Below are 19,560 nucleotides of genomic sequence, written 5' to 3'. Positions count from 1 at the left end.
CGGTCGCCCCGCCTCCGCGCCGCCGTGCCTCCGCCGACAGGACGACGCCATGTACACAACTGCCGCCCCCGCCTCTTCCGAAGCCAGCCCGGAGACAGCCCCCACCGCCCACGAGCTGCTCGGCAGCGCTCTGCACGACGAGGTGGTGGCCCATTTCGCGGCGAAGCCCGGCGCTCCGGACGCCTCCGTCGTCACCCACCAGGTCCGCGAGTGTCTGCGCTATCTCTACCTGGTCTCGCGCCATCCCGACCGGCTCGGCGGCCTCTTCCTCCCCGTCGAGCAGGACATCGACGAGATCTGGCACTACCTCATCCTGCAGACCCGCGAGTACCACGACCTGTGCGAACAACGGCTGCCCGGCGGCCACTTCATCCATCACCGCAGCATCTCGTACGACGCCTACCAAGCGGCCCCGGGGCGTGAGACGGCCGCCGAGGAGGCCCTGCGGTGGATTCCCCTCTACACCGCCGCGTTCGGGCCGTTCGACGAGGACGCCCTGCCGCACTGGACGGTCGTGCGGTTCCTGCACGACGTGCTGGACCTGTCCCTGGCGCAGATCGCCGACATCGCCGTCGACGGGAAAGCGCCGGTGCGGGGAACGGCATGACCACCACCGTCACGCGAACCGGAGAAGAGGCGTCGCCGCACGTGCTGCGGCGCGTGTTGTCCGTGCTCGTCCTCTCCCAGGCACTCGGCGGCGCGGGCATGGCGGCCGGCATCACGGTCGGCGCACTGCTCGCCGAGGATCTGCTCGGTTCCACGGGTCTTGCCGGGCTGCCGACCGCCCTGTTCACCGCGGGCGCGGCCCTGGGGGCCGCGTTCATCGGGCGGGTCTCGCAACGCCACGGGCGGCGCCCCGGCCTGGCGCTGGGGCACGGCATCGCCGCGCTCGGCAGCGCCGGAGTCGTGGCGGCTGCCGCGGGCCAGTGGGCGGGGCTGCTCCTTGCATCGCTCTTCGTGTACGGAGTGGGTACGGCCACCGGGCTGCTCGCCCGGTACGCGGGAGCCGACCTCGCGCCGCCCGAGCGGCGGGGCCGCGCCACCGGCACGGTGCTCCTTGCCACGACGCTGGGCGCTGTCGCGGGACCCAACCTCGTCGGCCCCACCGGTGCACTCGCACACGCCTGGGGCATCCCGCGGCTTGCCGGGCCCTTCCTGCTCGCGGCGCTCGCCTACACGGCCGCGGGTCTTGTGCTGTGGGTGTGGCTGCGTCCTGACCCGTTGTTCCTGGCCCGCCTCCAGCAGCCGCGGAGCACCGCGAGCCCCGGGAGCACCAACGTACAGGCGTCGGCGCGAGCGCCTGTGCCTGTCCCTGCGCCGGAGGCCGTGGCCACCTCACCGGCATCCCGGGCGTCGGAACGCTCCTCCCCCGGGGTCGTCACCGGCGCCACCGTGATGATCACCGCCCAGCTGGTCATGATCGCCGTGATGACGATGACTCCCCTGCACATGACCGGGCATGGCCACAGCACGCAGGCCGCGGGGTTTGTCATCGCGCTGCACGTGGGCGCGATGTTCCTGCCCTCACCGCTGAGCGGCCTGCTCGCCGACCGGATCGGCAGACTGCCCGTGGCGGCAGCTTCCGGAGCCGTCCTGCTGGGCGCGGGCGTGCTCGCCGGCCTCGCACCGCCGGACAGCATGCCGCTCCTGTCCTGTGCGCTGGTCCTGCTCGGCCTGGGCTGGAACCTCGCGCTGGTCAGCGGCACCGCCCTGATCACTGATGCCGCCCCGGCCGACCGCCGTGCCTCGGTGCAGGGCCTGGCCGACGTGGGCATGTCCTTGGCGGGCGCGACGGGTGGCATGGCCTCGGGCCTTGTGGTGGCGGGCGGCGGCTATCCGCTGCTGGCGGTCACCGCGGGAACCCTGGCCCTCGCGGTGATCCCCGCGGTGGCCCTCCGCGGCGCTTCACGCTGACGTGGTGCTCCGGCGAATCTCATCGGAAGTCGAATGCGTGACCCGCGTTTTCCGGGGCACCCGCCCAGTGAGCCCCGCCGCGTCCCCCCGTCGCGGCGGGGCCGCTGCGTGCCACACAGGTGGACGGCGCCGCTAGTCGACGATGGCCCCGCAGGAGATGTTCACGTCCGTCGACGTCAGCGTGCGGGCCCGGTCAGAGGCCACGAACGCGGCCACGTGGCCCACGTCGCTCAGCTCGGCGGTCCGCCCCAGCAGCGTCATCCGTTCAAGTCCTGCGGTGATCTCGTCGCGTCCGGGGAAGCCCTCCGAGATGGACTGGGGCACGCCTCCCGACTTCAGGGTGACCACGCGGATGCCGTGCGGCCCGAGTTCACACGCCCACTGGCGGCGCAGCCCTTCCAGGGCGTCCAGGGCGACCTTGAAGCCGCCCAGGCCGGGCAGGGTCTGCGTCCCACCTCCGCCGAAGGCCAGGATGACGCCCGCGCCTCGGGGAACCATGTGCCGGGCGGCGGCCCTGGTGGTCAGGAACTGCGAGCGCAGCACGGTGGTGACGGGCTGCAGGAAGTCGTCCACCGAGATCTCGGCGAGCGGCTTTTGTACATCGGCCGCTCCGATGGCATTGAACGAGATGTCGATCTGCCCGGCTTGGGCGACGACGCCCTCCACGCACTCGTCCACGGCCCGTTCGTCCAAGGCATCGACGACGACGGACTGCGCCTGGCCGCCTGCCGACCGGATCTCCGCGGCAAGCGCGTCCAGGGTGTCCTGCGTGCGTCCGGCGACGAACACCCGGGCCCCTTCCTCGGCGAAGGCTCGGGCCGCTGCTCCTCCGATCGTCCCGCCGGCCCCGTACACCACAGCGACCTTGTTCTCCAGCAGCATCTTCACCACGCCCTTGCGACACCGACGTCTCCGGAACATTCCGGCTTCCATGAGATACGTCGGAGCCGCTCACCGGAATTCGACACGGCACGCGGCCGCCGCCCGCTAGCGGCGGCTGCGCACCAGCAAGTACACGAAGTAGGGCGTCCCGACGACCGCCGTCATGAGTCCCGCGCCCAGCTGGGCCGGGGCGATGACCGTCCGGCCCAGCAGGTCCGCGAGGCAGACGAGGGCCGCGCCGAGCAGCATCGCGACCGGGACGACGCGTACGTGCCGTCGTCCCACCAGGGCGCGTGCCGCGTGCGGTGCCACGAGTCCCACGAAGCCGATCGTGCCCGCCGCGGCCACCGCGGTGGCGCTGAGCAGCACGCTCACGATGAGGAAGCCGAGGCGTCCGCGAGCCAGGTCGAGGCCCAGGAGCCGGGGGGTGTCCTCGTCGAGCGACACGAGGTCCAGTTCCTTGCGGCGTGCGACGGCGACGGCGGTCGCCACCACGAGCACGCCCGCGACCGGCAGGAGGTCGGTGCCGGAGCGGCCGTAGGTGGAGCCCGAGAGCCAGATCAGCGCCTTGGTCGCGCTGAACCGGTCGGTGAGCACGATCAGGAGGCTGATGAGCGCCATCGTCCCGGTGGACACACCGAAGCCGACGAGGACGAGCCTGCTGTTCTGGAAGCCGCCCTTCGCCGCGAGTCCGAAGACGACCACGGCGCTGACCGCGGCGCCCGCGAACGCCGCGCCCGCGATGCTCCACGAGCCGGAGCCCGGTGCCGTGGTGACCAGGAGGATGGCGCCGAGCGCCGCTCCCCCGGAGACGCCGAGGACACCGGGTTCCGCGAGCGGATTGCGGGTCACGGACTGCACGAGGGTGCCGGACAGCGCGAGCGCGGCACCCGCGAGGAGCGCGGCGAGCACCCGTGGCACGCGGGTGTCGAGGACGAAGGTGATGGCCTGGCCTGATTGGCCCCGGACCCAGTTGGCCACGTCGCCGAGCAGGAACGTGCTGTCGCCGACGAGCACCGCGGTGATCGTGACGCCGACCAGCACGGCCACGAGGAGCACCACAGTGATGACGTACGCGGTCCGGCTCGGGATGCGCAGCCGGTCCGGCGCCGCCGCGCCGGCACCGTCGCGGGTGCGCATCGCCATGATGACGAGGAACACGGCGCCGACGACACTGGTGATGACGCCTGTGGGCACGGTGACCGCGGTCTGGGACGACGTCACGGCGCGCAGCATCACGTCGGAGCCCAGCACGAGTGCGGCGCCGACGAGCCCCGCGACGGGGATGCGGGTCCGGTGGCGCAGGAGGGCACGGACGCGTCCGGCGAGCGGTCGCACCAGGGCAGGGGCGCACAGACCCACGAAGGCGATCGGCCCGGCCAGCGTCACCGTTCCCGCGGCCAGCAGCGACGCGAGGACGACGGCCGTGACGCGGGTGCCGCGGACCGGGATGCCGAGGCCGCGCGCGGCGTCGTCGCCCAGGGCCAGGGCGTCGATGCGGCGGGCGATCAGCAGGAGGCCCACGAGTGCGGCCGCGATGACGGGGGCCATCTGGGCCACGCCGTCGAATCCGTTCTGGCTGATGCTCCCCTGGCCCCACTGGTAGAGGCCCTCGGTCCGTTCGGGGAACAGCAGGAGCAGCGCCTCGGTGATGGCGTTGAGCCCGAGGGCGAGCGCACTGCCCGCGAGGACGAGGCGCACCGTTCCGGCGCTCCGTCCCGCGAGTGCGAGGACGACGGCGGCAGCGGCGAGGCCGCCGACGAACGCCACTCCCGACGAGGCGAGCAGCGGAGCCGTCGCACCGCTGGCGACCAGGAGGGTCAGCGCGAGGTACGAACCGGCGTTGACGGCGAGGGTGTCCGGCGCGGCGAGCACATTGCGGCTGATGGCCTGGAGGGCGGCACCGGCCGCGCCGAGCGCGACGCCGACGAGTATCCCGGCGATCATGCGCGGCAGGCGTGAGGCGATGACGACGGAGGAGTCGCCCTGCTCGGCCTGGCCCGTGAGGGCTCTCCACACCTGGCCGGGACCGACGGATGCGGTGCCTTGCGTGATGTCGACGACGGCGAGGACGGCGACCAGAAGAACGAGACCGGCCGTCACCGCGACCGCGCCCGTGGGGGACGCGACCGCGCGCTCGGGCGTGGTTGAGGGCGTTGCGGTGACGGCCACGGTCTCCTACTTCTTCAGGCTGTCGACGAGGGCGTCGATGTACGCCTCCATCGCCTCGGGGCCGCCGAACATCCAAATACCGTCGGGCAGGCGGTGGACCTCGTCGTCCTTGACGAACGGCAGGGACTTCCAGACGGAGTTGTCGGCGAGCTCGTCGGTGAACACGTCGGAGCTGTCGTCGCTCTTGTTGCCGAGGTAGACGAACTTCACGTCGTCACCGAGCGCCGTGAGGCCCTCGACGTCGGTGGTGGCCAGGCCGTAGTCCTTGTCGCCCTTGATCTTCCAGGCGTTCTTGAGGCCGAGCTCCTCGTTGACGGCGCCGAGCAGGGAGTTGCTGGTGTATCCGCGGATGGAGACCTGGTTGGAGGCCGCGTAGCCGTCCGCGAAGGCGACCTTCGAGCCGTCGAGCTCGGCCTCCTTCAGCGCCTTCTTGCCTTCGGCGACCTTCGCCTCGTACGACTCCTTGGCCTTCTTGGCCTCGCTGGTCGTGCCGGTGGCCTTGGCGATGACGTCCAGGGTGTCGAACATCTGGCCCACCTGGTCGGCGCCGTCGGCGGCCTTGACCTGGAGGACGGGGGCCACCTTCTTCATCTGCTTCACCGCGGAGGCCGACATGTCGGTCGTGGTGACGATGAGGTCAGGGGTGAGACCGGCGAGGGTGTCCATGCTCGGCTCGCCGCGGGTGCCGATGTCCTTGGGGTCGTTCTTCAGCGGAACTGCGGAGTCCCACGCCTTGTATCCCTTGACGTCGGCGACACCGACGGGGTCCACGCCGAGCGTGACCATGGATTCGACGACGTTCCACTCGGTTCCGACGACCTTCTTGGCCGGGCCGTCGAGCTTCACCGAGGCGCCATTGGCGTCAGTGAGGGTGATCGGTTCGGACTTCTTGTCCGAACTGGCCTTCTCGGGCTCGGACGTGCCACAACCGGACAGGATGAGGGCAACGGCGGTGGCGGCCGCCGCGGCAAGGAGGGGGCGTCTCATGAGGAGGTGTGGAGCCTTTCGCTTCTGCTGTGGTGGCGGCCTATCGCGCGGGTGCGCAGCCGGCCGGTGAGGGGGTCGGTGTCGACCTCGATGCGGATGCCGTACGTCTCGGACAGGCGCTCCGGCCGCAGTACGTCCTCGGGGGCGCCGTCGGCGACGATGCGCCCGGCGTCGAGGAGGGCGATCCGGTCGGCGACGGCGGCCGCCTGGTCGAGGTCGTGCAGGACGACGCCGACCGCGATGCCGCCGTCGTCCGCGAGGTCACGCATCAGGTCGAGGAGTTCGATCTGGTAGCGCAGGTCGAGGTAGGTGGTCGGCTCGTCGAGGAGGAGCACGCCGGTCTCCTGGGCGAGGCAGCTGGCGAGCCACACCCGCTGCAACTGCCCGCCGGACAGCTGGTCGACGGCGCGGTCGGCCAGGTTGTCCACGCCGGTCAGGGTGAGCACGCGCTCCACCACGGCGGCGCCCCCGACATCCGCCTGGCCCCAGCGGCCCCGGTAGGGGTAGCGGCCGAACTCCACGACGTCACGGACGGTCAGGCCGCCGGGCGTGGGGCGTCCTTGGGTCAGGAGCGCGACGCGACGGGCGAACTGGCGGGCGGTGAGGTCGAAGCCGTCGGCGGCATCGGCCGTGCCGGAATCGAGGGTCAGCGTGCCGAGCCGTGCGCCCTGCAAGCGGGCGACGGTACGCAGAAGCGTCGACTTGCCGCTCCCGTTGGGGCCGACGAGAGCGGTCACTTCGCCGGGCCTGAGCTGGATGGCAGCGTCGTGCACGACATCAACACCGTCGTACGACACCGTCATGTGCTCGGCGGACAATTCGTGACCGCGCGGACGTGTGGCGCTACCTGCGCGTTCACCTGATCTCACGGCGTGCAGGTTAGCCTAACCTTAGTCTGGCTGGAAGTAGGGGGTCCGAACCCGGGCGAAGGCCACGAGGCGGCACACCCCTGGCGAAGGCTGCGGCTCATCCCCCTTATGCCGTTCAACCAGGCGGCTTGTCAGTCCAGTTGAAGCGCGCGGCCCACGCGCGCATAAGATCGGCGGCATGGCGACACGGCTTGTTCAAATCGCAATGAACGCTCGGGACGACTCCGCCCTCGGCGGGTTCTGGGCCGAGGTGCTCGGCTGGGGCGTTTCCAGCGAAGGCCCCGGCGTGACCAACATCGAACCCGAGGGTCTCGACTATCCCGACCCCACGGCCCTCTTCCTGGACGTCCTGCGCGTCCCGGAACCGAAGACCGTCAAGAACCGTGTGCACATCGACCTGGCCAGCACCTCCGCAGCCCATCAGGCGGAGCTGGTCGCACGCCTCAAGGGGCTGGGTGCGAAGCCCGTGGACGTGGGCCAGGGCGATGTCCCCTGGACGGTCCTGGCGGACCCGGAAGGCAACGAGTTCTGCGTCCTTGAGCCTCGGGAGATCTATCGCGACACCGGGCCGATGGCCGCGGTGGTGGTCGACTGTGTGGATCCGCGCGTCATGGCCCGGTTCTGGGGCGAGGCGATGGACTGGACCGTGCACGAGGTGACCGACGACCGTGCGGCGCTGCGCTCCGCCCAGGGCGTCGGCCCGTATCTGGAGTTCCTCCGCTCTTCCGACGCGAAGACCGTGAAGAACCGCATCCACTTCGACCTCCGCCCGTACTCCGGTGACGATCACGAGGCGGAGGTAGCGCGGCTACGAGCTCTGGGCGCCATCGACGTCGACCTCGGTCAGGGCGATGTGCCGTGGGCGGTCCTTGCCGACCCTGAAGGAAACGAGTTCTGCGTCCTCACCCCGCGCTGAGGTCCGCCCGATGCGGCCGGCACCGGTGACATGTCGGTGCCGGCCACACACACGCGCCGTCAGTACAGCTTCGCGACGGCCTTGATGGTCGTGGTCTTGAAGTCGGCCACCTGCGCGTGGGCGAAGTTGCCCATCTGGCCCCACTGGACCACTGTCACCGTGTTCCCGTCCCGGCCGACCGAGAACAGGTTGATGTCGGAGGCTCCCCACGTGGCCTCGGTGTGGACGCCGTAGACGTGGGCACCCTCCTCGACGTTCAGCTTTCCGTAGTACTTCTGCGTCGCGGTGATCTCGGGATCCTGCTCCATCACCTTCGCCGCGCAGCCTGCGAGGTCCTTGCGCAGCAGGGCCGCGAAGTCCTTGGCGCGCTGCTCGCTGCGCTCGACCACCGTCACCTGGAGGGCGCCGGTGTCGTAGTCCGTGCGGTAGGCGCGGTGCACGGAGATCGACGGCAGCGCCTCCCCCACACACATCGGCAGCGGGTCGGGCTGCCCCGCGGTCACCGGTCCCGCGCTCCACGCCGACGTCGCGTGCGGCGGCAGTTCGGCCGGAGCAAGGAACCGGGGCGAGTCGGCGGCAGCCGCCGGACCCGTACCGGCGACCACACCCGCCACGGCCACAGCGGCCCCCAGCGCACACAGTCCTCGGCTCATGCGAACACTCATGATCGTCAACTCCCCGTTCTCGGAAGCACAGCCTGCCTGTTGCTCCCACGCCACGTACGACCCGCGACACCCCGAACCCGTTGCCCTCGCCCACGTCACAGGCCTGTCCGCGATGTCACCGAACGGTAATACGCACACCTGGGGCGCCTGCGGCCGACAAGCGGGGGCAGGGGAAGATTGTGTGCCGCCCGCATCCGCGTAACGGACACGGGCGACCGGCGTCCAAGGGTGGAGCGGGGATGGCGGTGCGACAAGCCGCCGGCGACAGACAACGAGGAGTAGCCCATGGACAGTTCCGCGACGCCTGCGCGTGCGACGTCCGCCCGCGTCTCGGACGGGTCCGGCACGATTCCCGCCCCGGCCGGGCGGGCCGGTTCCCCGTCCCCGTGGGGGCGACGGGGCGCCGCGCTGCGCCGCACCCCGGTGGCGATGTGGAACGACGACGTGTCGGACTGGGCGGCGGCGCTGACGTACTACGCGATTCTGGCTCTGCTGCCCGCGCTCCTCGTCACGGTCAGCCTGATCAGCCTGGTGAGCCCCGGCACGACCCAGACGCTGATCGCCGAGGTCACCGACTGGGCGCCCGCGCAGTCGGGCAGCGCCTTGAACGACGTGCTCACCGAGATGGCCGGTGCGCGTTCCGCGGCCGTGACGGTCGTGGTCGGCGGCGGTGTCAGCGCGCTGTGGTCCGCCTCCAGCTATGCGGCCGTCTTCCGGCGGGCCCTGCACGCGATGCACGGCGTGAAGGACACGCGGCCCGTGTGGCGCAAGGCGCACCGGGTGCTGATGACCGCCCTCGCGCTGCTCGCGCTGCTGGCCGCCAGTGCGGTCGTGCTCGTCCTGAGCGGCTCACTCGTCAAGGCCGTCGGACGGCGCGCGGGCGTCGGCGACGCGGGGCAAGCCGTGTGGAGCGTCATGAGGTGGCCCGCCCTGGTCTGCCTGGTGGTCCTGCTCGTCCTCGTGCTCTTCCGCAACGCGCCGCCCTCCGCACGCGGTTGGCGCCACAGCCTGCCCGGCGGATTGCTGGCCGCGCTGCTGTGGCTCCTGTCCTCGGGCCTGTTCACCCTGTATGCCTCGGGGTTCGGCACCTACGGCAAGCTGTACGGCTCGCTCGCGGGCGTGGTGGTCTTCCTGGTCTGGCTCTGGATGTCCAACCTGGCACTGCTGGCCGGAGCGCAGTTCACGGTGGAGATGGCCCGCGCCCCGGTCGCCGTGCCCACGAGCTGACACATGGCCCGAGTCGTGCGCCCCCGGGCGGAAATCCGGGTCCGTGTGCCCGCGTGTGCCCTTCCCTGCGCGCCGTGTGCGCTCCCCCCGCAGGGGTTCGGGGCAGGCACACACCGGTGATACGCCTGAAGGACAAACTACTCGTGTACGTGTTCGCCCACGCGGCATCGAAGAGGAGTGATCCCATGGCCTCGTTCGACACGGGACGGTTGTGTGCGATCGTCAAAATCCTGGACCAGGCAAGCACCCACCTCCGGCTGGCGGCACGCGACTGTGCCCTCGCCGGACCCGCGACAGCCGTCCCCCGGCCGGTCGCAGGACCCACCCCCACCGCATCCGGCATCACCGCCCTCCTGAGCGTCTCGGAACAGGCATCAGGCAGCGTCCGGCGCGCTCTGGTGCACATCCACAACGGCGAGGTCCAGCGCGCCCAGCACGAACTGGACCGGGCACGGACCCAGCCGTGCTCGGCCGCCCTCACCCCGGCGGGGCTGCCCCGCCCCCTCCCTCAGCGCGTTGCCACGGCGCTGCGCCTGATGCAGGGGATCACCAATTTCTTCCCGTCCGAGACGGAACAGGTCCTGGTGCGGGCGGCCCATCCCTAGCCGGCCCCGGCTCACTCGCATGGGCTAGTCGGCGGGCCGGTGGACCCGATCGCCCCGATCGCCGCAAACAACCCGCCGTAGTGCTGCCGTCGAGCTGTCCGTGCACCCTCCGTGACTCTCCTAGTTGCGTCGCGCGCCTGTGGGGCGCGCGATGGAGGGGACGCGTGCGACGTCCGTGGCGAGATTCGATTCTGCCCGTCGCGCGCCGCGAGGGAGTGATCACCCATGGCTCAGGGCGAGGCCTTCACCAGCGCTGACGGGCTCGCGGGCCTGACGGCCTACGACCGGACCGGCGAAAAGATCGGCAGCGTCGAGCAGGTGTATCTCGACGACCGAACTGGGCGTCCCGAGTGGGTGACCGTCAAGACCGGTCTCTTCGGCATGAAGCAGAGCTTCGTGCCGCTCACCGGAGCCCGCCGCGAGGAGGACCAGCTGCACGTGGCGGCCACGAAGGAGGCCGTGAAGGAGGCCCCGCGCGTGGACGCCGACCAGCACCTGGAGCCCGGCGAGGAGCAGGACCTCTACACCCACTACGGGCTCACCCGGCCCGGCGGCACTCAGACGCGTACCGCCCCGGCGACAGGTGGTCGCGACCGCGCCGGGACCGCGGGCATGGCCGGAGCGGGCGCGGGCATGGGCGACGGCCACAAGGCCGGCGCGCGTGAGTTCGCGACGCGCTCCGCCGCGGGCGACGACAGCAAGGCGGACGAAATGGTGCGCTCCGAGGAGCGGCTGCATGTCGGGACGGAGGAGCAGGAGGTCGGGCGTGCCCGACTGCGCAAGGTGGTCGTCACCGAAGACGTGAAGACCTCTGTCCCCATCTCCCACGAGGAGGTGCGCGTCGTACGCGAGCCCATCCGCGAGGGCGACCGCACCCGTGCCGACATCGGCGAGGCGGAGACCGAAGTGACTCTGCACGCCGAGAAGGCGGTGACCCGCAAGGAGACCGTGCCGGTCGAGCGCGTCCGCCTGGAGACCGAGAAGGTCACCGAGACCCAGGAGATCTCCGACACGGTGCGCAAGGAGCAGATCGAGTTCGACGACGCCAAGGGCGAACGCGGCGCGCAGGGCGAGGCCTTGCGCGACCGGAAGCAGGGCCCGCGGCACTGACGTCTCTCGGCACGCCCTGATCGAGGGCAGCTGACGGCGGAGGAACGGTGGAGGGAGGGAGCACTCGCCAGGAGTGCTCCCTCCCTCCACCTCTGCCGGGTGCCTCCTCCCCTGCCGGGCGCCTCTTCTCCTGCTGGGCACCTCTGGATCAGCCGGGGGAAAGCTGGTTTGCTGGGGCACCGTGAGCCGCGCCGCCGAGGAGACCAACCGCCGTATGCTCCGGGCCCGGGACGCGATGGACCGGTCCTACGCGCAGCCGCTGGACGTCCCCGCCCTGGCCCGGATCGCCCATGTGTCGCAGGCGCACTTCACGCGTACCTTCCGCGCCACGTTCGGCGAGACGCCGCACCGCTATCTGCAGCGCCGCCGCATCGAGCGGGCGATGTCCCTGCTGCGGGACACCGACCGCAGTGTGACGGACATCTGCTTCCAGGTCGGCTTCGGCAGCCCGGGAACGTTCAGCCGCACCTTCCGCGACATCGTCGACCGGTCGCCACGGCAGTACCGCAAGGAAGCGACGGCCACGGACGTACCGACGTGCTTCACGATGGCATGGACGCGCCCGAGAACCGACCGCCCACTGAGCAGCTTTGGACAAGTTTCCGTCCGGCGTGCCCAGTAGCGTGACGGACATGTTCAACGCCATCACGCACTCGCAGATCTACGTACTCGACCAGGACGAGGCCATCGAGTTCTACGTCGGCAAGCTGGGCCTGAAGGTCAGCGCCGACGTCGACCTGGGCTTCATGCGCTGGCTGACCGTCAGCATCCCCGGCCACCCGGAGCGCCAGATCCTGCTGGAGAAGCCGGGCCCTCCGGCGCTGTCCGACGAGACGGCCCAGCAGGTCCGTGAGCTGGTGACCAAGGGCGCGATGGGCGGCTCCCTCATCTTCAGCACGGACGACTGCCGCAAGACGTACGAGACGCTGCTGGGCCGGGGCGTCGAGTTCACCGAGGAGCCCACCGACCGCCCGTACGGCACCGATTGCGGCCTCCGTGACCCCTTCGGCAACAGCATCCGCTTCACTCAGCCGAAGGCCTGAGGGGGCGCGGGGGCCGAACCGGCTATGGGCCTTCGCCCTCCGACCGGTCGCGGCCCGCGTCCGCGCACTCGAGGCAGGCAGGCTCGCCGTCGATCGTCACCCCGTCCTCGGATGCGGCCTCGCAGATGCCGGGCCGGCCGGGGTGGTTGGCCCGGCAATGGCAGGTGCAGGTGTCGGTGACTGCTTCCAGGTCGGAGGCGCGTTGCGGGGCCAGACCCATGTGGATGTCGTGGCAGTTGCGGCACAACGGCACGCGCCGCGTGCCGGTGGTGGGCGAGTTGGCGACGATGGTGTGGCCCGGTTCGGCGTAACCACGGCACGTTCCGGGGAATTCGGGGTGGGTGCCGCACGCGCAGTGACAGGAGCCGGGCTCGGGGGGCCGGCCCATGAGCGGAGCCGGGTCGTGCTCGCGCCGGTCGGCCATCGGCATCATCGCGGTGTGCAGGGCCTGGGCCTGGTCGGCCATCCGCCGCACGGCGGGCACCATCGCCCGTCTGAGCGCCTGGGCGCAAGCCTGGAGCTGCTCTGCGTTCGGCGCGGGTGCAGGCTTGGTCATGGATCCATTGTTGCGCCAAGTCGGGGATCAGGGGCGGTACCTGAAGAACGCCGTCCTCTTGTGCGGCACCCACTGCTCGGCGCTGGGGCCGATGCTGGAGGGGAAGCTCACCGCGCAGGCGATGGGCGTCGCCCCGAAGAGGAGAGAGCGAGCCGTGACCAAACGTATGGGCAAGGTGATCTGCGACATCACGATCTCGGCCGACGGGTACTCGGCCGGGCTCAACCAGACCGAGAAACGGCCGTTCGGCGACGACGGCGGCGACGGCACGGGCGCCGGGCTGCACGCCTGGATGTTCGACACTCCCGACGAGAACCGGGCCGAGGTCGACCAGATGGCCGCCGCCGGGGCATTCATCATGGGGCGCAACATGTTCGGCCCGGTGCGCGGCGAGTGGGACCGGCAGTGGAACGGCTGGTGGGGCGGCGATCCGCCGTTCCACGCCCCGGTCTTCGTGCTCACCCACCACGCGCGCGAGCCGCAGCCGATGGACGGCGGCACCACGTACCACTTCGTCACCGACGGCATCGAGTCGGCTCTGGCACAGGCACGCGCGGCAGCCGGTGACGGCGACGTCCTGGTCCTGGGCGGCGCGACCACCATCAACCAGTACCTCGCCGCCGACCTGATCGACGAGCTGCGGCTGCACGTCGTGCCGCTCACGCTCGGCGCCGGCACGCGGCTCTTCGAGGGCGTCCCGCCGCTGAAACTGGAGCAGGTGGCCTCGCGGGGAGCGGAACTCGTCACGCATGTGACCTACCGCGTGCTGTCCTGATCCGGAGGGCGGAGCCGGGTGTGGTGCGACCACCGCGGGGGCGGACACCGCGGTGGTCGTCCGGTCAGGCGAGCGTGACGGCGCCGGTCCGGCACGCCGCTGCCGCGGCGGTGAAGACCCTCTCGTACTGGCCGTCGTCGAGAAGGACGGCGAGCCCGCAGGCGGTCGCCCACGCGACCTGAGCGGCGTCCTCACCGAGGGACTGATCCTGCTTGTGCAGTTCCCGGCCCAGGTGCTGGCCGTGGAGGTCCCTGGAGTCCTGCCCTTCCGCGCGCCGCCGGATGGCTTCGACGGCACCTTCCACGAACGTCTCGTAGTCGGTGTCACCGAGCAGTCTGCGCAGTTGCTCGAGCTGGGCGTGGGCGGCACGCAGGTGCAGCGGCCAGTCCCGGCAGGTGCCGAACCGCTCTTCCATGGCCTGCGTCAGGTCGATCCGCCGGAACATCTCGTCGAGAGGGTCGTAGGTCATGATCTCTCGGTAGCGGCTGCCGAGGTCAGAGCGGCGAAGGCTCGCTGCGGGCTCCCCCGTGTGGCTGCACACCGGACGGCCCCGCGGCCTTCCGACCGCCGCAGGTGGACCTCGCGACCGCTGTCCCGGGCACGCGTCCTCGTCTCCGTACCTGAATAAGAATCATGTACATGACCATTGACGCGCTCATGGCATGGCAATAGCTTCCAGGAAAGCGCTTTCCAGCGGCAGGTGCAAGGCCTGGCCACTTCGCTCATTCACCCTGCCGAACCATCCGTGATCGACCGCCCATGCCCGCGCCGTCCGACGAGCCACTCACCCTGGAGACCATCGATGCGAACCAGACCCATCACCGCCTGCTTCGGCTTACTCGCCGGCACGCTCGTCGCACTGTCCGGCCATACGGCGCAGGCCGCGCCGACGGGCACCCACGCGCAGTCCACCGTGAACGCCTCCGCGCTGTACGTGGCACCGACCGGAAGCGACAGTGCCGCCGGGACGGAGTCGGATCCCACGACACTCACCTCCGCGATCACCCGCATCACTCCCGGCGGAACGATCTACCTGCGCGGCGGGACCTACCGCCACTCGCAGACGGTCACCATCCCGCAGGGCAACAACGGCACCGCGAGCGACCGCACCGAACTGGCCGCCTACCCGGGCGAGAAGCCCGTCCTGAACTTCTCCGCCCAGAGCGAGGGCACGTCGAACCGCGGGCTCGCCGTGAACGGGTCGTACTGGCACGTCAAGGGCATCGTCGTCGAGCGTGCCGGTGACAACGGCATCTTCGTCGGTGGCAGCAACAACATCTTCGAGCGCACGGTGACGCGCTACAACCGCGACACCGGCCTGCAGCTCTCACGGACGCTCTCCAGCACCCCCAGCAGCCAGTGGCCGTCCAACAACCTCATCCTGAGCGCGGAGTCGCACGACAACGCCGACTCGGACGGTGAGGACGCCGACGGCTTCGCCGCGAAGCTCACCTCCGGGCCCGGGAACGTCTTCCGCTACGCCGTCGCCCACAACAACATCGACGACGGATGGGACCTGTACACGAAGTCGGACACCGGCCCCATCGGCGCGGTGACCATCGAGGACTCACTCGCCCACGACAACGGCACCCTCAGCGACGGCTCCCAGGCCGGCAACGGTGACCGCAACGGCTACAAGCTCGGCGGCGAGGACATCGGGGTCAACCACGTGATCCGGCGCAACATCGCCTACAACAACGGCAAGCACGGATTCACCTACAACAGGAACCTCGGGAAGATGTCGGTGTCGGACAACGTCAGCATCGACAACGACGAGCGCAACTTCTCCTTCGACGGCGGCACTTCGGTGTTCCGGAACAACACCTCGTGCCGCGGCGGCAGCGGCACGAACGACAGGATCGTCGGCAACTCCGACAGCTCGAACCAGTTCTGGTCCGGCTCGAACGGGTCCCGCTGCTCCTCGTACTCCGGGGCCTTGAAGTGGTCCTTCGCCACGGACGGACGCCTCGTCGTGACCTTCGGCGGCACCGCGCTCGCGCCCTGAGCCACCCCCGCCCGGTGTTTCTGCCCCCCTGCCGGTGCCCCACGTGCGCACGTGCGATCTGACCGCCGTGCGCACGCGGGGCACCTCCACGCTCAGGCGGCAGGGACCGAACCGGTGGCGAAGTACGGCTTGCAGACCGAGCCGGACCAGTCCGTGGCGATTTCGAGGAGCCTGTTGCCGTCGGCCGACGGCAGCAGGCTGGAGCTGTAGTTGGGGCAGTAGTCCACGGTCGTCGACTCGACGGCGACCGGGGCGGGGATCTCGCGCCAACTGCCCGCGCCACCGGCGCTGTTGACCCAGACGGTGCGCCCGCTGCCGGCCGCCTTGCTGCCGTCGCGGTTGTACATGACCTGCCCGACGAGGAAGAGCCTGCCCTTCGGGTTGCCCGCCTCGGGCGCCCACGCCAGGTTCGGCGCGTGCTTGAAGTACTTGCCGTCGGCGGTCTCCGGGCGGATGCCAAGGGAGGTGACGGCGCCCCAGTTCCAGCCGTCGGACGAGGTCCGGTAGTGCACGACGCACTGGAACTGGCCCGCGGCCGCGCAGATCTCGAACGACATGAAATAGGTCCCGTCGCCCATCTTGCGCACCACCGCCATGCCGGGCCGGTCCGATGCGAGCGTGCTGGCGACGGTGTCGTGGTGGCCCGTCCAGGTCACCCCGTCCGCGGTGCGGGCGGCCACCAGCTTCTGGCTGTGCGCGGCATCGGTCTCGTCGGAGTAGTGCGCCACGAGTTGCCCCGACGCGTCGACGGAGAACTCCGGCTCCCACAGCCCCCTGTCGTTCGACGCCGTGGCGATCGTGGACAGATGGCTCCAACTGCGGCCCACGTCCGTGCTCTTGAAGACCCGCAGGGCCATGCGCCGGTTCGGCTCGTCCTGCCCGACCGATGCCGCCCACAGCAGCGTCCCCGCGGGCATGTCGCCGATGCGCCGCGGGAGTTCGTACAGCGTCGAGCAGCACAGCCCCTGCCCGCCCGCGGCCTCGGGGTCCCGCACCGTGCCGACTTCACGGAACGACGTACCCCCGTCCGTGCTCTCGTGGATGGCGCCGAGCCCGTCGTTCCCGGAGAACGTGACCACCGAGGCCAGGATCCGGCCGTTGGCGTCACCGCTGTGGGCGAGCCTGACGGCGCGCGGGTAGAGCCCGGTGCCGTCCCGAAGCAGGGTGCCGGTCGCGGCGTCGGCCGACGACCCGGACTGCGTGACGAACAGTGCCGCCAGGAGGGCGAGCAGCAGGGGGAACAGGACAGTGGGGCGGAGGAGACGTGGTCGTGCGGGGTCGTGCGCTGACATGGGCCTCTCCTGACTCTGCGATGGATGGGGGGACGTACGTAAGGAATGGCCTGAACACCCGGTGTCCTCAGGCGACTTGGGGCGCGAGCCGGATGACGTTCCAGGAGACCGGCGGCAGCTCGGCCGCCAGCGCGCCCTCGGCGGTGATGTGTGTGCCGGACGCGCGGCGCGGCACCACCCGGTCCGGTTCCGCCTCGGTGTTGACCGCGTCCGGGTCCTGGTCGGCGAGGACCAGGTGCTCCACGACGCGGTAACCCGTGGCCGCTCCGCGCAGCGCGGCTTCGAGGCGCAGCGGCTGCTCCTGGTCGCGGTTGACGGCGAGGACGGTGAGCGCGCCGCTCTCCTCATCGTGCGTCACCACGGTGTCGAGGGTGGACACGTCCCCGTACTGAGGCGTGTCGATGCGGGGTCCGGTGGCGTCCGTGCGCAGCACGCGGCCGGTCGCGAAACGGGCCGCCTGGGCGAACGGGTGGAAGATGGTCTGGCGCCAGCTGGCGCCGCCCGGCTCGGTGCGGATGGGCGCGATGACGTTCACCAGCTGGGCGAGGCAGGCGATGGCCACCCGGTCGGCGTTGCGCAGCAGCGTGATGAGCAGCGAGCCGACCACGGCGGCGTCGGTCACGCTGTACGTGTCCTCGATGAGCCGGGGCGTCTCGGCGGTCTCCAGATTGCGCTCGCCGGGGAAGCGGGCGGCGTACCAGACGTTCCACTCGTCGAAGGAGAGCTTGATGTGCTTCTTGGCGCCCCGCACCGCACGGACGTGGTCGGCGGTCGACACCACGTCGCGGATGTACTGGTCCATGTGCGCGCCCGATGCGAGGAAGCTGGCGCGGTCGCCGTCGAACTCCTCGTAGTAGGCGTGCAGGGAGAGGTAGTCGACCTCGTCGTAGGTCTGCTCCAGGACCTCCCGCTCCCAGGTGCCGAACGTGGGCATCCGTGAGTTGGAGCTGCCGCAGGCGACCAGCTCGATCGACGGGTCGACCTGGCGCATCGCCTTTCCGGCCTCGGCCGCGAGCCGACCGTACTCGGTGGCCGTCTTGTGGCCCGTCTGCCACGGTCCGTCCATCTCGTTGCCCAGGCACCACAGCTTCACGCCGTGCGGATCGGTCACGCCGTGCTTGATGCGCAGGTCCGACCAGGCGGTGCCGCCCGGGTGGTTGCAGTACTCGACCAGGGCTCGGGCGGCGTCGATGCCACGCGTGCCGAGGTTCACTGCCATCATCGGGTCGAGGCCCAACTGGCGTGCCCAGCCGAGGAATTCGTTGGTGCCGACCCGATTGGTCTCGATGGAGCGCCACGCCAGGTCGAGCCGCCGCGGACGGTCGGCGACGGGGCCGACGCCGTCCTCCCAGTGGTAGCCGGAGACGAAGTTGCCCCCGGGGTAGCGCACGAGGCCGGTGCCCAGTTCGCGTACCAGCTCGGCGACGTCGCCGCGGAATCCGTCGGCGTCGGCGGTGGGGTGCCCGGGGTCGTGGATGCCGGTGTAGACGCAGCGCCCCATGTGCTCGACGAAGGTTCCGTACAGGCGCGGGTCGACGTCGCCGACGCTGAACTCGGGGTCGATGACGAACCGTGCGGTGTGCGGCATGTTCGGGTGCCTCTCTCTGTGGTGTCTCTCTGTGGTGCGGAGTGCTGACCGGGACAAGGGGTGGGCTATTTGAGGCCGGTGCCTGCGATGCCCTCGACGATGCGGCGCTGGAACAGCGCGAAGACGGCGAGCAGCGGGATCGCGCCGAGCACGGCGGACGCCATGAGCTGGGCGTAGGGCACGCCGAACACGTCCTGGACGGAGGTGAGTCCGACGGGCAGCGTCATCATCTCCGGGTCGGTCACCACGAGCAGCGGCCACAGGAAGTTGTTCCAGACGCCGACGAACACGAAGATCGTGACGGCGGACACGGCCGGACGGGAGATCGGCATCACGATCTGCCAGTAGGTGCGCAGCCAGCCCGCGCCGTCCGCGCGCGCCGCGTCGATCAGCTCCCGCGGGATCCCGTCGAAGAACTGCTTGAAGACGAACACCGCAACGACATTGGGGACTTGGGGCAGCACGACGCCCCAGTAGGTGTTCAGGAGCCCGGCTGACTGGAGGGCGAGGAACTGCGGGATCATCAGGACCTGTCCCGGGATCATGATCCCGGCGAGCAGCATCACGAACGCCGCCCGGCGCATCCGGAAGCGCGTCTGCGACAGGGCGAACGCGGCGAGGGAGGCCATGATCACCGTGAGGACGGTGGTGAGGATCGAGGTGATGAAGCTGTTGGCGTACCAGTAGGGCAGCTTGCCCGCGTCGAATATCTCCCCGTACGCGTCCAGGGTCGGATGCGCGGTGAACCATCCCGTCGGGTTGGTGACGACTTCCTGGGCGGGCCGGATCGACGTGGCGAGCGCCCACGCCAGGGGGACGAGCCACAGCAGCGCGAGGGCGATGAGCGTGCCGAGCGCCACCCGGTTGAACAGGCGCTCCGAGTCGCGGGGGCGGGCCGGAGGGGCGCTGGTGCCGCGCTGTCCGGTCTCGGGGCGCGTGGCGATCGCGGTCATG

General features: G+C 70.6%; 20 protein-coding genes. 10 read left to right on the top strand and 10 right to left on the bottom strand.

What is annotated here, in order from left to right:
* Window positions 1-49: 49 nt before the first annotated feature.
* On the top strand, window positions 50-607 hold the full coding sequence (locus AC07AG_RS02920; protein WP_478751176.1) for a glycine-rich domain-containing protein: 558 nt from the start codon (window positions 50-52) through the stop codon (window positions 605-607).
* Window positions 604-1,914 carry an MFS transporter gene (locus AC07AG_RS02915; RefSeq protein ID WP_478751175.1) on the top strand — a complete coding sequence of 437 codons (1,311 nt, stop codon included), beginning with the start codon at window positions 604-606 and terminating at the stop codon, window positions 1,912-1,914. Before AC07AG_RS02920 ends, AC07AG_RS02915 begins: the two co-directional genes overlap by 4 nt.
* A gap of 132 nt (window positions 1,915-2,046) precedes the next feature.
* Here AC07AG_RS02915 and AC07AG_RS02910 read toward each other — a convergent pair whose 3' ends face one another.
* The 4 genes from AC07AG_RS02910 to AC07AG_RS02895 form a co-directional block, all read right to left on the bottom strand.
* Window positions 2,047-2,796, bottom strand: a complete 750-nt coding sequence (locus AC07AG_RS02910; RefSeq protein WP_478752197.1) for an SDR family NAD(P)-dependent oxidoreductase — start codon at window positions 2,794-2,796, stop codon at window positions 2,047-2,049.
* A gap of 105 nt (window positions 2,797-2,901) precedes the next feature.
* Window positions 2,902-4,968 (bottom strand): iron ABC transporter permease, encoded by a 2,067-nt coding sequence (locus tag AC07AG_RS02905; protein WP_478751173.1) that lies wholly within the window; start codon window positions 4,966-4,968, stop codon window positions 2,902-2,904.
* Window positions 4,969-4,974: 6 nt separating this feature from the next.
* Window positions 4,975-5,955: an ABC transporter substrate-binding protein gene (locus AC07AG_RS02900; protein WP_478751171.1), complete on the bottom strand. Its 981-nt coding sequence runs from the start codon at window positions 5,953-5,955 to the stop codon at window positions 4,975-4,977.
* The gene (locus tag AC07AG_RS02895) at window positions 5,952-6,758 is read right to left on the bottom strand and encodes an ABC transporter ATP-binding protein (protein WP_478752195.1); all 807 of its coding nucleotides are present in this window, start codon (window positions 6,756-6,758) and stop codon (window positions 5,952-5,954) included. Before AC07AG_RS02895 ends, AC07AG_RS02900 begins: the two co-directional genes overlap by 4 nt.
* Before the next feature lie 244 nt (window positions 6,759-7,002).
* Here AC07AG_RS02895 and AC07AG_RS02890 point away from each other — a divergent pair, with 244 nt between their 5' ends.
* Window positions 7,003-7,740, top strand: coding sequence for a VOC family protein (locus AC07AG_RS02890; RefSeq protein WP_478751169.1), 738 nt, complete (start codon window positions 7,003-7,005; stop codon window positions 7,738-7,740).
* Window positions 7,741-7,799: 59 nt separating this feature from the next.
* On the opposite strand, the gene AC07AG_RS02885 is transcribed toward AC07AG_RS02890, so the two are convergent.
* The gene (locus tag AC07AG_RS02885) at window positions 7,800-8,393 is read right to left on the bottom strand and encodes a hypothetical protein (protein WP_478751167.1); all 594 of its coding nucleotides are present in this window, start codon (window positions 8,391-8,393) and stop codon (window positions 7,800-7,802) included.
* A 297-nt stretch (window positions 8,394-8,690) separates the two neighbouring features.
* Here AC07AG_RS02885 and AC07AG_RS02880 point away from each other — a divergent pair, with 297 nt between their 5' ends.
* From AC07AG_RS02880 to AC07AG_RS02860, 5 genes are all read left to right on the top strand, one after another.
* Entirely contained in the window at window positions 8,691-9,632 is a 942-nt protein-coding gene (locus tag AC07AG_RS02880) for a YihY/virulence factor BrkB family protein (RefSeq protein WP_478751165.1), read from the top strand.
* A 185-nt stretch (window positions 9,633-9,817) separates the two neighbouring features.
* Window positions 9,818-10,237: a hypothetical protein gene (locus AC07AG_RS02875; RefSeq protein WP_478751163.1), complete on the top strand. Its 420-nt coding sequence runs from the start codon at window positions 9,818-9,820 to the stop codon at window positions 10,235-10,237.
* A gap of 225 nt (window positions 10,238-10,462) precedes the next feature.
* Entirely contained in the window at window positions 10,463-11,347 is an 885-nt protein-coding gene (locus tag AC07AG_RS02870; protein WP_478751161.1) for a DUF2382 domain-containing protein, read from the top strand.
* Between the two features lie 181 nt (window positions 11,348-11,528).
* Complete coding sequence (locus AC07AG_RS02865) at window positions 11,529-11,969, top strand: helix-turn-helix domain-containing protein (protein ID WP_478751159.1); 441 nt, start codon at window positions 11,529-11,531, stop codon at window positions 11,967-11,969.
* Between the two features lie 10 nt (window positions 11,970-11,979).
* Window positions 11,980-12,390, top strand: a complete 411-nt coding sequence (locus AC07AG_RS02860) for a VOC family protein (protein WP_478751157.1) — start codon at window positions 11,980-11,982, stop codon at window positions 12,388-12,390.
* Window positions 12,391-12,412: 22 nt separating this feature from the next.
* On the opposite strand, the gene AC07AG_RS02855 is transcribed toward AC07AG_RS02860, so the two are convergent.
* The gene (locus AC07AG_RS02855) at window positions 12,413-12,946 is read right to left on the bottom strand and encodes a hypothetical protein (protein WP_478751155.1); all 534 of its coding nucleotides are present in this window, start codon (window positions 12,944-12,946) and stop codon (window positions 12,413-12,415) included.
* Window positions 12,947-13,112: 166 nt separating this feature from the next.
* Between AC07AG_RS02855 and AC07AG_RS02850 the strand changes: the two genes are divergently transcribed.
* Complete coding sequence (locus AC07AG_RS02850) at window positions 13,113-13,721, top strand: dihydrofolate reductase family protein (protein WP_478752193.1); 609 nt, start codon at window positions 13,113-13,115, stop codon at window positions 13,719-13,721.
* Window positions 13,722-13,785: 64 nt separating this feature from the next.
* Here AC07AG_RS02850 and AC07AG_RS02845 read toward each other — a convergent pair whose 3' ends face one another.
* Window positions 13,786-14,190 carry a hypothetical protein gene (locus AC07AG_RS02845; protein WP_478751153.1) on the bottom strand — a complete coding sequence of 135 codons (405 nt, stop codon included), beginning with the start codon at window positions 14,188-14,190 and terminating at the stop codon, window positions 13,786-13,788.
* Window positions 14,191-14,523: 333 nt separating this feature from the next.
* On the opposite strand from AC07AG_RS02845, the gene AC07AG_RS02840 reads away from it, so the two are divergent.
* Complete coding sequence (locus tag AC07AG_RS02840) at window positions 14,524-15,726, top strand: right-handed parallel beta-helix repeat-containing protein (protein WP_478751151.1); 1,203 nt, start codon at window positions 14,524-14,526, stop codon at window positions 15,724-15,726.
* A 92-nt stretch (window positions 15,727-15,818) separates the two neighbouring features.
* Here the strand turns inward: AC07AG_RS02840 and AC07AG_RS02835 are convergent, their stop codons facing one another.
* The 3 genes from AC07AG_RS02835 to AC07AG_RS02825 all read right to left on the bottom strand — a co-directional run bounded on the left by AC07AG_RS02835 (window position 15,819) and on the right by AC07AG_RS02825 (window position 19,559).
* Window positions 15,819-17,018 (bottom strand): sialidase family protein, encoded by a 1,200-nt coding sequence (locus tag AC07AG_RS02835; protein WP_478751149.1) that lies wholly within the window; start codon window positions 17,016-17,018, stop codon window positions 15,819-15,821.
* 67 nt (window positions 17,019-17,085) lie between these two features.
* The gene (arfA, locus tag AC07AG_RS02830; protein ID WP_478751147.1) at window positions 17,086-18,606 is read right to left on the bottom strand and encodes an arabinosylfuranosidase ArfA; all 1,521 of its coding nucleotides are present in this window, start codon (window positions 18,604-18,606) and stop codon (window positions 17,086-17,088) included.
* 65 nt (window positions 18,607-18,671) lie between these two features.
* The gene (locus AC07AG_RS02825) at window positions 18,672-19,559 is read right to left on the bottom strand and encodes a carbohydrate ABC transporter permease (RefSeq protein ID WP_478751146.1); all 888 of its coding nucleotides are present in this window, start codon (window positions 19,557-19,559) and stop codon (window positions 18,672-18,674) included.
* Window position 19,560 lies beyond the last annotated feature (1 nt).

Source organism: Streptomyces sp. NPDC044044 (genome assembly GCF_056434405.1).
Note: the sequence above shows the minus strand (reverse complement) of the source record. Positions and strands in the feature narration are given on the sequence as shown.